This window comes from Spirosoma lituiforme (genome assembly GCF_054776635.1).
Genome location: NZ_BAAHBO010000001.1, coordinates 1968076 through 1980037 on the forward strand (window position 1 = coordinate 1968076; position 11962 = coordinate 1980037).

The following is an 11962-nucleotide window of genomic DNA, read 5'->3' on the forward strand; positions in this document are numbered from 1 at the left end:
GTTCACGTACCGGTATTCAGCGCCGATACGGCGGGCCTTTTGCCCATACTGAAATCTTCTTCTATTCCTGCTATACAACCCGTTGCAACCAGCCAGCAGCCCGTTTTTACTAGTGGCACACCACTATCTTTGCCAGGATCCGCCCTTTTTAGGCAGGGCGTTTGCCCGTAGCGAGCGGTTTTGTCTGTATATTTACTAGACGTTCGTCATCATGGTGGAAAACAAAGCCGATACCTTATTCTTATCATTCGACAGTGAAGAGGTCACTTTCTTCGCCGATTTGATCTTACCCATTCCTGTTCCCAAACTATTCACTTACCGCGTTCCCCGCGGCATGGCAGAGGTCATTAAAATTGGGGCCAGGGTTATTGTTCCCTTCGGAAAAAGGAATGGCCGGGTTCTCACGGCTATCGTTGCCAAGCTCCACAACACCCCCCCTACTGGGTATCAGGCCCGTTACATCAACGAAATTCTGGATGATTACCCGTTAACGACCAGTTACCAGCTAGAACTCTTCAGGTGGATAGCGGAGTACTACATGTGCTGCATTGGTGAAGTCATGAACGTTGCGCTCCCGTCGGGCCTGAAGATTTCGAGCCAGTCGAAGGTACAGTTCAATCCCGATTTCGACTATCCTGAACTGCTCACCGAGTTTGAAACGACTTTACTGACCGAGTTAAAAAAACACCCGGCGTTATCCTACGAAGAACTGGAGCGACTTATGGGCGAAGGCAGCAATGCAGCCGCCCTCATCAAGTCGCTGGTGGGTAAAAAGGCCATTATTGTCTTTGAGGAAGTGCGGGAAAAATACGTCCCGAAAATGATTCGGAAGGTCCGCCTGCACCGTACCTACGAAGAACGGGAGCAGCTGCTGGTTCTGCTGCAGCGGCTTGAAAAACTCCCGAAACAGCAGGAGATCGTGATGCGCTACCTGAGCCATATTCCGATGCAGCGCACGCCCGCCCTCAACCAGAAAGGACTTGATAAATCGATTTTAAACCAGGATGATGAGCTATCGCAATCGTCACTGTCGACACTGATCAGGAACCAGGTGTTCGAAACGTTCGAGATTATCCAGCCGCGCTTCTCGGATAGTAACGCCGGAACGCCCCAGGCAGAGATTCAACTGACGGACGCGCAACGGGCCGCGTCGACGCAGATCATGAGCCAGTTTGATACCCAGAACATTGTACTGCTTCATGGTATTACCGGCAGTGGTAAAACGGAAGTGTATATCGACCTCATCCAGCAAGCCCTGGCCGGCGGATCGCAAGTGCTGTACCTGCTCCCCGAAATTGCCCTGACAACTCAGATCGTGGTTCGTTTGCAACGGGTTTTCGGCGATACCATGGGTATTTACCACTCCAAGTTTTCGGACAACGAGCGGGTGGAAGTCTGGAAAGGCGTTGTGTCCGGCCAGTACCAGTTTGTGGTTGGCGTCCGGTCGGCGGTGTTTCTGCCGTTCGATAATCTGGGCCTGATCATCGTTGACGAAGAACACGAAACCAGCTACAAACAGCACGATCCGGCTCCCCGTTACCACGCCCGCGATGTGGCCATTATGCTCGCTCACTGGCAGCAGGCCAAAGTTTTGCTGGGGTCGGCCACACCCTCGCTGGAAACCTATTACCAGGCCAAACAAGGTCGTTACGGACTCGTTGAACTATTTCAGCGGTTTGGCGCGGCAACCCTGCCCAACATTGTATTGGTGAATGTGCAGCAGGAGAAAAAGCAGAAGACGATGAAGAATGAGTTTTCGTCGGCGCTGCTCGGTGCGCTGGAAGCGAATATGGAGCGGAAAGAGCAGAGTATTCTGTTTCAGAACCGCCGGGGCTATTCGCCCTACATGCAATGCGAAGACTGCGACTGGACAGCCGAGTGCACCAACTGCGCCGTTAGCCTGACCTACCACCAGCGCGACGCAGAACTACGCTGCCATTACTGCGGCCACAAGGAATCTGTGCCACGCACCTGCCCCACCTGCGGATCGACGAAAGTAAAAACCATTGGCTTCGGCACGGAGAAGCTGGAAGATCAGCTACAGATTTTCTTCCCGCAATCGCGGGTCCTACGCATGGACCTGGATACAACCCGAGCCAAAAATGCGTACCAGCAAATCATTCAGGAGTTTGAAGGCGGCCAAGTCGATATTCTGGTGGGCACCCAGATGATTACCAAAGGACTCGACTTCGACAATGTTAGTCTGGTCGGTATTTTTGACGCCGACCGGCTTATTCACTTCCCCGACTTCCGCGCCACCGAACGGGCGTTCCAGATGATTACGCAGGTAAGCGGGCGCGCCGGACGACGGGCCGGACGACAGGGTACGGTGCTGATCCAGACCAGCAATCCGCAGCAGCCGGTACTGCAAAAGGTAATCGACAACAACTACAAGGGCCTTTACGAGGAAGAGCTTCAGGAGCGACAAAACTTCAATTACCCACCCTTTTGCCGCCTGATCAAACTGACCGTTCGGCATACCGACCGGGCTATTAGTCAACAGGCCGCCAGCCGTCTGGCCACTGAACTAACGGATGCCTTGGGAAGTAGCCGCGTTTTAGGTCCCGAAGAACCGCTGGTAGAACGAATTCGCAACCAGTTCCTATACGACATACTGATCAAGATCGAGCGCGACAAAGTGAATATCAAAGCTGTAAAAGCCTTCATTCAGGATCGTATCAACGATATTCTGACCGACAAGGGCCTGCGGCAGGTAAGTATTGTAACAGATGTGGATTGCTTGTGAGCGTAGTCAGTGAGTTGTTTTGTGACAATGCGGTAAACGTCAATTCTGTATTACGATTTTATTACCTAACGCAGGTATAGTAGCTGTTGTAGGCAATAAATAGCATTTTTGAGGTAGACAACATTCAGAAATCAGATGACGAACTATGTTTGATGCTATCGTGCCGACTTTTGTAACAGCCATCGTTCTTATATTAGGCTGATTTCCAGTGAACAAATTCAGGAAATGGCCTACGAATGGACAGTAACAAAGCTTGTTTTAACCAGAGCAACAGATTAAATCTTAGTCCCTTCTGGCTTTAGTCTAAAAACTAAAATATATTCCATGTCCCGTATCAAATCCCTCCTTACCACGGCTGCCGTTATCAGCAGTTGTGTCATCGTTTTAAGTGGCTGTGCAACTGTATTTGGTGGACCGAGAACTAGTTACCAGGTAACCAAACCATTGGATGGACAACCCCAACGCCAAGTACGCGTGGGTGCCTTAATAGCGGATATCATTTTATTCTGGCCAGGTACTATTGTTGATTTTGCGACCGGGGCGATTTACAAACCCGCTCCCGTGAAAGTACCTTATGCTGCTCCGCCAGTTGAGATTCGGTAGTCCAGCAGAAACGATTGATAGACGATTTGAGGAAGCTTTTTAGTTAGCCTCCTATCAATCGCCAGCTTAGTATAAGGCCAGTGGCTGTTGCAAAATCGAAGTCGACTCGACTATGCACAGAGAGATAGCAATCTTGACGTAAAGTTCTGGCAGACTAAATTGATTTACGTAGCTGTGTTACTCAGAGCAGAGTTTTGCAACAGCCTCAGCACTTGTGCAACACATTCTTCTTAATATCATGACTCGAGTTAATGCCTATTGGCCAAAGGCTTTTAAACGCATTATAATACTAGTCGTTAGCGTGCTGCTTACTATTTCCTGTAAACCGGACGCCGTGTTGACCAGTGGCGAAAAAGCAGCCCAAGACATTCAGAATACTGTCGGCTCTTATTCTCAAATCGAAGTCAGAGCGCAATCAACTGGTAATAGCGATACGGATACGGCTTTACGAATCAGTGGTCAATTCATTCAGGTTGGGAGAACGAACTATAATTTGAATCAACTTTTATGGTATTCTTATTACAAACCAAATTCTACACTCACGTTACGCTTTCCCTGATCAAGAATTTTACTTAGTAACGCTATTTTAAAGTTGGGCTAGCTTATCATGCTGGTCTATTTCTCACATTACCTTTTTACTATAGTCAATGTGGCTGTTATAAACACATAAAAGCAGTCCTTTTATGTCATCCCGACGAAAACATGTAGTACGGTATACTTATTGAAAAATTTAGACGGTTTATTGAACCATGAAAACACTTATTGCATAATAGCTTTGGCTGGTCTCATCAGCATTAGTTAACAAGCTTAATCTGTCAGCTCCGCCAAGCTCCATTTTCTCCATGCGATGTCTGGTGGCTTGTCGATTCCGGAAATAAAAACCACTCTTGATGAGGGAGGATCAGTAATACTCAAATCCCGAACCTGGCACCTTATTCAAACGACGGTTGATAGTATTGGTTTCTTTGTCGATATCAAACCCTACTATCTTCATTTTGAGCCGGTTAAGCAGTACTATTTTATCGTCCAGACCAGCTACGGCTCTCGACCAGTAGTTACAGAAAAATCCGAGAGAGAATTTATTTTAACCGCGACGATTGAGTCTATCAAAGGACCTGAAATTCACATTCTCAACAAAATCAATAATTGAGTGGCTTTTTTAGCGGAAGAGCCTACCTTCTTTTTATTTCCTTTTACATAAAGTTGGTTGTGCAACCCATTCAATTAAACCGCTTATCAGTATACATTTCGTTCGATTATTCTTTTTGCTGACATTTCTTGAAGTAGAATTGACAATTCTTTTTTTCGTTGATTATATGCGTCTTTTTCTAATCATTTTAGTATTCACACACTTCTTTCTTGTTGGTTGTAGAAAACAACCAGACATTTTAATACAAACGGACAATGTCGTTTATTTCACGAGTCAAGACGGTAATCTCTATGCTCTTGATGCGTTGACAGGAAGCCAGCGATGGAAGTTTACGATGGACTCCGTCAATAATTTACCCTTTTCTATTGGAACAGGCATTTCCTCCCCTATCATTAATAAAGGTGTGCTTTACGTAGGTCATCATAATGGTAGCCTTTATGCTGTGGATGCTACTACAGGAATGAAACGGTGGGAATATAAATCTGGAGCGTCTATTGATTCATCCCCTACTGTTGTTAACGGTATTGTTTATGTGGGAAGTAATGACAAAAACGTATATGCCTTGGACGCCCTTTCAGGAATGAAACGGTGGTCCTATAGTACAGGCGGGGTAGTTCACTCTAGCCCTACTGTTGTCAATGGGACTGTTTACGTAGGTAGCTATGGTCAAACACTTTACACAAATAACAAGCTTTATGCTTTAGATGCGGTATCCGGTGCTAAGAAATGGGAGTTTGACGCCGGTAGTCCTATTTTTTCCAGCCCGGTGGTCGAAAAGGGGCAAGTCTTTATTTCCAGTACATTACTTAATAGTTATCCTCAAGTCGATGGAAAAATTTTTTCATTGAATGCAGCTTCAGGCATTAAGCAATGGGAATATGTGCGGGAACAAGGAGGATCCTCCTTTTTAGTGAGTCCTATCATAAGTAATGGAACCCTATATACTGCTGGTGATTTAATGGTACAGGCTATCGATGCTACCAAAGGAACAAAGAAATGGTCTACAGATATGCGTTGTAATTACTCTTCCAGCCCCGTGGTTGTTAATAATACCTTGTATATAGGGGGTAATGAAGGTCATAATATGATTGCTATTAATGCTACTACAGGTGAAAAGAAGTGGGTTGTTTTTAAAGGAACTTTCGATACAGTAAGTAGCCCTGTTATAGCCAATGATCTAGTTTATTTCGGCGGTGAACAATTCTCTTTCTACGCAATAGATGCGACTACAGGCCAGAGTAAGTGGGAATTTAAGACAAAAAGCTACGTCAATTCAAGTGCCTTAGTCGTTAAAAATGGAGAAATATACGGAGCCTATTCTACTGACAGTGGCGCAACAAACTAGCATAGCCTAAGTAGGCCTGCTGAAGCGATTCAGATATTTTTTGTCATGCTGACGCAGGAAGTATCTTCGAATGAGTTGATTAATTCAGCTACCGAAGATGCATTCTGTGTCAGCATGACAAAAAAGAGGACAATGTATTTCCGCCGAAGCACTTTCGCAAAATCACTTTATTTACGTTTTCGTAGAAACCACCAGAATACCATTACCAGAACAAGCATTAATAATACTGGCAAAATGAGACTGCCTTTGTAAATCACTCCGTAGGAATCGTCTGGAGCCGGTTGGATTTGTTTAATCGTGTTATTCTGTTTATATGGTATATTTAGTTTTACGCAAGGTTGTGCAGCTATCAATATTCCACTCAGAACAGATGAACCAATCTACAAATATTCTGTCCACATGCGATTTGCTTCCTTTATCAAATTACGCTCCATCCCGTTCATTATCAGTTGAACGAAGCTCTGAATTCTACTGGCGATAGTTTCGTTTTTGTCTTGAACAATTTGCTGAAAGATGGCAGGTGTTCGAAACCCAGTTCATAGGCTATTTCACCAATACTCAGATTCGTGGTCGATAAGCGTTCTTTGGCTTTTTCGATTAGCTTTTCGTGAATATGCTGCTGCGTATTTTGGCCTGTCAATAACCGCAATACGTTACTTAAATACTTCGGCGAAAGATTCAGTTGCTCGGCAACGGAGCGAACGGTTGGCAATCCCTTTTCCATCCTATCGGGGCTGTTGAAATAGGCGTTCAACAACGTTTCCAACCGGTCAAGGATTTGATGAGCCGACTTTTCTCGGGTGATGAACTGACGGTGGTAAAACCGGTCTGCATAAGCCAGCAAACTGTCAAGTTGCGAGATGATAATCGGCTTGCTAAACGTATCAATATTAGCCTCATATTCCTGCTTAATATTCAGCATAATGCCGGTAATGATCGCTTCCTCCTTTGCCGACAGAAACAAAGCTTCATGAAGCGAATAGTCCCAGAAATCGTATTGTTTAACGGTTTTCGCTAATGGCGTGTTCCAGAGAAAATCGGGGTGAATGTAAATCACCCACCCCGATTTTTTAACTACTTCTTTTTTATCGTCAACCGCCATGCTGAATACCTGGTTGGGCGACATAAAAGACAGGATACCTTCATTAAAATCGAACGATTGCTGTCCATATTTCATCGTTACGTTGTGCATTCTTTTTACCGCGATGGAATAAAAATTCAGCACCAGATTCGTGGGTTCCTCGCCATCAATATGCGGAACCGTTTCGACATCGATCACACTAATCAGCGGATGTTGCGGTTTGGGCAAGTTCCGGAACGCATGGAATTCACTAATCGTCTTAAACGACTTCATACCTGTTTAGCTTCGGTTACAATTTCCAATACGAGTTTACCCCGTACGTGCCAGCTTTCACTTTCGCGGTGTGCTTCAGCCACCTGCGCCAGCGGGAACACTTTACTGATGTGTACCTGCACGTGACCCTCATCAATCAACCGGGCAATCTCTTCCAGCCAGTCCTGTCTGGACTGAACAGCCGCCAGTTCACTCGTTGCCTGTTTACGGGCAAGCGCTTCCAACACATCATCCGTAAACGGCAAATCGACGTTGACGCTCACTAATATACCACCTTCTTTCAAGACGCCCACCGATCTGACACGTACACTGTTGTCACGAATCGGCGACGCTTCCAGAACCACGTCTATGTCGTGCAGCAGATCCTCGAATGTCTGGGTTCTGTAGTCGATTACTTCATCGGCTCCAATCTGCTTCAGATAATCGTGATTCTGAGCCGAAGCCATACCTATTACATAGGCCCCTTTTGCTTTGGCAAATTGCACCGCAAAACTACCCACCCCACCCGATGCACCCTGAATCAGAATGCGTTGCCCCGCCTGTAGCTTTCCGCAGTGAAACATACCCGTCCAAGCCGTCAGGGCTGCCAGAGGCACACCAGCCGCTTCAATAAAGCTGATATTCCTGGGCTTCATGGCGAATTGAGTTGCTTTCGCCGTACAATACTCGGCATAGCTTCCATCACCGGGAAAATTGGGAACTCCGTACACGGCATCCCCTTTTTGAAAGCCGGTTACGTCGCTGCCCGTTGCTTCCACCACACCAGCCGCATCCCAGCCTAATGTTAAAGGTAATGTCAGAAAAGACCGCAGAACGTCGTTGCCGCCTTCCCGAATTTTCCAGTCTACCGGGTTCACGCCACTGGCATATACATTCACCAAAATCTCGTCCGGTGCAGGAACGGGGCGCCCTATGTCTTCCACTGTCAGCATATCGACTCCGCCGAATGCATGAATTCTAACTGCTTTCATACCGTCTTTTTCTGTTTGTGTTGATGACACAAATTTCACTACGCCTGCCAAAACAGATTTAGCCGGAATGCCCTTTGTCTTAGCCAAAACAGCTGGGCAGCAATGGGCTGGGCTCGGGAGTCAGGTAAGGGTTCTCGTAAAATTTACACAAATACCACCGTTTATCAGACCAGTCGGTTATTTTTGCACTGGCTATTGGCCAATTTTGCCCAATTTTTTTCCGCCCCTCATGTCTAAGAAAACCAAGATCGTGGCTACTGTTGGCCCGGCTTCCGAAACGAAAGAGCAACTACTGGCCTTAGCCAAAGCAGGAGTAAACGTATTCCGGCTTAACTTTTCTCACGGCACCCACGAAGATCACCTGATGCGGCTCACCCGCATTCGTGAGCTGAACGCCGAGCATAACCTCAACCTGTGCGTCTTGCAAGATTTACAGGGCCCTAAAATCCGTATCGGTAACGTTGAACATAAAGATGGCGTTTTGATAGAGGCCGGCCAGGAACTGGTCTTCACCAACGACGATATTATCGGAACAGCCCAGCGCGTCAGTACCCCCTATAAAGACATGTACCGCGACGTACACACGGGCGAACGTATCCTGATGGACGATGGCAAACTGGAGGTAAAAGTGCTCCGCACAGAGGGCACCGATGTAGTGACGGAAGTCGTTTATGGCGGCTCCATGAAATCGAAAAAAGGCGTAAACCTGCCGAACACGAAGGTATCCATGCCCGCCGTTACGGATAAAGACTGGGCCGATCTGGAATTTGGTCTGGAACATGACGCAGAATGGATTGCCTTGTCGTTTGTGCGCGAAGCGTCTGAAATTCTTGAGATTAAAGAATACATCCGGTCGAGAGGAAAGAAAAGCCGCGTGATCGCTAAAATCGAAAAGCCGGAAGCGATTCAGAATATCGACGAAATCATTGCGGCTACGGATGGCCTGATGGTTGCCCGGGGTGACCTTGGCGTTGAATTACCAGCCGAGGAGGTTCCGATGATCCAGAAAATGCTGGTGGAAAAGTGCAATCGGGCTGCAAAACCCGTTATTGTGGCTACCCAGATGCTCGAAAGCATGATCGACTCGCCACGACCAACCCGCGCAGAAATCAACGACATTGCCAATTCGGTAATGGATGGAGCGGATGCTGTCATGCTGAGTGCCGAAACGGCGTCGGGCAAATACCCGATTCTGGCGGTCGAGAGCATGGCCAACACCATTCGCCAGGTTGAAGGCGCTACCGATAAAATCTATTATCGGTACCACGCCCAGGTAAACGAGCAACCAAGCGAAAACGCCATCAACGACAACGTAGTGATGAGCGCCTGCCGCCTGGCCCGTGATACCAAGGCAAAAGCCATTATCGGTATCACTAACTCGGGTTATACGGCGGTTCGCCTTTCGCATCACCGTCCAAAAGGCGACTTATTTGTTTTCTCGAACGACGCTCAATTGCGGAATACCCTGGGGCTGTACTGGGGCGTTCAGGTGCTGCCTTACGAGCCTAATCTGGATCTGACGATTGACCAGACAGTTGAAGGAATCAAACAAACGCTTGTTAGTCAGAAACTGCTGGCTTCCGGCGATATTTTCATCAATACGCTTAGTATGCCGCTTACTCAGGCCCGTCGTACCAACACCGTTAAGTTGAGTACGGTAGACTAGCGATAAGTAGCCAAGCTCTGTGTAATATATAGCCGACGCAATAGCCGTTTACCACGCATACCAAACTAAAAAGCCGCGAAACCAATGGTCATCGCGGCTTTTCTGTTCTCACTGAAAATGAAGAATTTTATTCGTCTTACCTGACTAATTAACCCGGTAAGACGAGGTATGTTTAAGCTTTTTACGCTTTTGTTGCGTTCTTTTCGTCTACAACAGACGCTTCAGCAGCGGGTGCTTCTTCGACTGTTGTTTCTTCGGTTGTCACAGCCGTTTCTGGCTCGGCTGCGGTTGGTTCTTCGGCGGCTGCGGTAAATACGTCCGGAGCAAACTGCCGCAAAATACCATACCAGATGATCAGCTTCTTAATATCGGCCGTGCGAACACGGTCACGATCATAAGCCGGTACAACCGATGCCATAAAATCTGCCAGTTCTTCGTTCGACCCCTTCGGATCGACCTGTAAAGTTTCCCCGTATTTTGAATTAATTTCGGTCAGTACGGCACTCAATGGGATTGACTGCTCCTCATTGTCATCTACATAAATAGAAATATCATTCAGGACGGACACACGAGCGGTTGGTCCCATCATCGTTTTCGCCTTCTTTTCGTCCAGTGACTCAACGATAACACCCGCCCGGCCGGGCTTCAAAATTCGGTAAAGGCCGCTGTAGCCAGCCACATTGGCAATCTGTTTTAATGCTTCCATAAAGAGACTTTGTAAATTGGTAACGTGTATTTTGCTGCGTGTATTGCCTTTTTAAGGACGAAAGAGCGAATGAGTGAATGAGCGAAAGATTACTTAACCAGCCTGGTATTAAATAGGCGAATCGCTCTTTCGCTCGTTCACTCTTTTATTTTTTATATCCCTCGTTTAAAGGCCGAATAAAGGCCAGCAGGTCTTCGCGCCCGGCGGCCGTAACGGCAGACGTAACGAAAAACTGCGGAGCTTCTTCCCATTCTTCGAGCAGTCTCGCGCGGTAATTATCCAGCGTAGTCTGGAGTTTGGTTGCGTTAAGCTTTTCCGTCTTGGTGAACACAATGACAAACGGTAAGCCCCGCTCACCCAGATTAGCCATAAAATCGAGGTCCAGCTTCTGCGGCTCGATCCGCGAATCGACCAGCACAAAGATGCACAGCAGATTCGGGCGACTCGTCAGGTATCCATCAATCAGGGCGGCAAACTTCTCGCGCTCAGTTTTGCTCACCTGGGCATAACCGTAACCGGGCAGATCGACCAGATACCACTCATTGTCAATCACAAAGTGGTTAATCAACTGAGTCTTACCAGGCTTTCCCGAAATTTTGGCCAGTGACGACCGGCTCGTCAGCATGTTGATCAGCGACGATTTACCCACATTCGAACGACCAATGAAGGCGTACTCGGGTCGGTCGGGCTTTGGACAGAGAGCCGGGTTGGAGTTGCTGACGATGAATTCGGCTTGCTTAACAGGCATAGTGTAATGGACTAAAACGGCCGCAAAGTTCGGAAAGATTAAGGAGAATGGCACATGATTTGTAATTTGCCATTCTATCTGTTAACTATGTTCTGCAAAACGACGCATCGGCGGAAACGAAAAATACCGCTTCGTTCGTTATCATCCCGAAAACCATAAAGACTGCCGGTTCCCCGGTTCGACTATGAAAAAAGTTATTTGGCTCCTGGCGATTTTGCTGGTTGGTGTTCACTCTTTACCAATTCATGCGGGCTCTACTCCACCAAAAGGGCATCGTACAAACGACAGCAAGCGTATTTTGAGCGATGATGCCGCGGGTATTCAGTTCACAGAAGCTTCCTGGAAAGATATTTTAAAGAAAGCGAAAGCCGAGAAAAAAGTGATTTTCCTGGATGCCTACGCCAGTTGGTGTGGCCCCTGCAAACTGCTCCAGAAAAACGTATTCACCAAAAAGGCGGTTGGCGATTTTTACAACGAGAAATTCATCAATGTGAAAATGGATATGGAAAAAGGCGAAGGTCCTGCTCTGTCGCAGGTTTACCCGCTGGAAGCGTACCCTACCCTGCTGTTCATTGATGGCAATGGAAAAATACTGAAGAAGGTTCTGGGCCTTCAAACACCGGAGAACCTGATTGCCATTGGCAAAAGCGTGAAATAGAAAAGTCGGGTGCAC

General features: G+C 47.1%; 10 protein-coding genes. 6 read left to right on the plus strand and 4 right to left on the minus strand.

The features are described from left to right. Positions 1–211 precede the first annotated feature (211 nt). The 4 genes from priA (at position 212) to ACYU87_RS08380 (ending at position 5844) form a co-directional block, all read left to right on the plus strand. On the plus strand, positions 212–2746 hold the full coding sequence (gene priA, locus ACYU87_RS08365; protein ID WP_461133571.1) for a replication restart helicase PriA: 2535 nt from the start codon (positions 212–214) through the stop codon (positions 2744–2746). 324 nt (positions 2747–3070) lie between these two features. Next, positions 3071–3349: a hypothetical protein gene (locus ACYU87_RS08370; protein ID WP_461133572.1), complete on the plus strand. Its 279-nt coding sequence runs from the start codon at positions 3071–3073 to the stop codon at positions 3347–3349. Between the two features lie 847 nt (positions 3350–4196). Beyond that, positions 4197–4499: a hypothetical protein gene (locus ACYU87_RS08375; RefSeq protein ID WP_461133573.1), complete on the plus strand. Its 303-nt coding sequence runs from the start codon at positions 4197–4199 to the stop codon at positions 4497–4499. 115 nt (positions 4500–4614) lie between these two features. Beyond that, positions 4615–5844, plus strand: coding sequence for an outer membrane protein assembly factor BamB family protein (locus ACYU87_RS08380; protein WP_461133574.1), 1230 nt, complete (start codon positions 4615–4617; stop codon positions 5842–5844). A 445-nt stretch (positions 5845–6289) separates the two neighbouring features. Here the strand turns inward: ACYU87_RS08380 and ACYU87_RS08385 are convergent, their stop codons facing one another. Both ACYU87_RS08385 and ACYU87_RS08390 read right to left on the minus strand, forming a co-directional pair. Then, positions 6290–7198 (minus strand): helix-turn-helix domain-containing protein, encoded by a 909-nt coding sequence (locus tag ACYU87_RS08385; protein WP_461133575.1) that lies wholly within the window; start codon positions 7196–7198, stop codon positions 6290–6292. After that, entirely contained in the window at positions 7195–8169 is a 975-nt protein-coding gene (locus tag ACYU87_RS08390; protein WP_461133576.1) for an NADP-dependent oxidoreductase, read from the minus strand. Before ACYU87_RS08390 ends, ACYU87_RS08385 begins: the two co-directional genes overlap by 4 nt. Positions 8170–8398: 229 nt before the next feature. Here ACYU87_RS08390 and pyk point away from each other — a divergent pair, with 229 nt between their 5' ends. Further along, the gene (pyk, locus tag ACYU87_RS08395; protein WP_461133577.1) at positions 8399–9835 is read left to right on the plus strand and encodes a pyruvate kinase; all 1437 of its coding nucleotides are present in this window, start codon (positions 8399–8401) and stop codon (positions 9833–9835) included. 181 nt (positions 9836–10016) lie between these two features. Here the strand turns inward: pyk and ACYU87_RS08400 are convergent, their stop codons facing one another. Both ACYU87_RS08400 and yihA read right to left on the minus strand, forming a co-directional pair. After that, entirely contained in the window at positions 10017–10541 is a 525-nt protein-coding gene (locus ACYU87_RS08400) for a DUF5606 family protein (RefSeq protein WP_461133578.1), read from the minus strand. Positions 10542–10686: 145 nt separating this feature from the next. Next, positions 10687–11289 carry a ribosome biogenesis GTP-binding protein YihA/YsxC gene (gene yihA, locus ACYU87_RS08405; RefSeq protein ID WP_461133579.1) on the minus strand — a complete coding sequence of 201 codons (603 nt, stop codon included), beginning with the start codon at positions 11287–11289 and terminating at the stop codon, positions 10687–10689. 184 nt (positions 11290–11473) lie between these two features. Here yihA and ACYU87_RS08410 point away from each other — a divergent pair, with 184 nt between their 5' ends. Beyond that, the gene (locus tag ACYU87_RS08410) at positions 11474–11947 is read left to right on the plus strand and encodes a thioredoxin family protein (protein WP_461133580.1); all 474 of its coding nucleotides are present in this window, start codon (positions 11474–11476) and stop codon (positions 11945–11947) included. Positions 11948–11962 lie beyond the last annotated feature (15 nt).

Excerpts from the sequence above, each read along its gene's own strand:
- priA (WP_461133571.1), top strand. The coding sequence starts at position 212 with ATGGTGGAAAACAAAGCCGATACCTTATTCTTATCATTCGACAGTGAA.
- yihA (WP_461133579.1), bottom strand. The coding sequence starts at position 11,289 with ATGCCTGTTAAGCAAGCCGAATTCATCGTCAGCAACTCCAACCCGGCT.
- ACYU87_RS08370 (WP_461133572.1), top strand. The coding sequence starts at position 3,071 with ATGTCCCGTATCAAATCCCTCCTTACCACGGCTGCCGTTATCAGCAGT.
- pyk (WP_461133577.1), top strand. The coding sequence starts at position 8,399 with ATGTCTAAGAAAACCAAGATCGTGGCTACTGTTGGCCCGGCTTCCGAA.
- ACYU87_RS08410 (WP_461133580.1), top strand. The coding sequence starts at position 11,474 with ATGAAAAAAGTTATTTGGCTCCTGGCGATTTTGCTGGTTGGTGTTCAC.
- ACYU87_RS08390 (WP_461133576.1), bottom strand. The coding sequence starts at position 8,169 with ATGAAAGCAGTTAGAATTCATGCATTCGGCGGAGTCGATATGCTGACA.
- ACYU87_RS08400 (WP_461133578.1), bottom strand. The coding sequence starts at position 10,541 with ATGGAAGCATTAAAACAGATTGCCAATGTGGCTGGCTACAGCGGCCTT.
- ACYU87_RS08375 (WP_461133573.1), top strand. The coding sequence starts at position 4,197 with ATGTCTGGTGGCTTGTCGATTCCGGAAATAAAAACCACTCTTGATGAG.
- ACYU87_RS08385 (WP_461133575.1), bottom strand. The coding sequence starts at position 7,198 with ATGAAGTCGTTTAAGACGATTAGTGAATTCCATGCGTTCCGGAACTTG.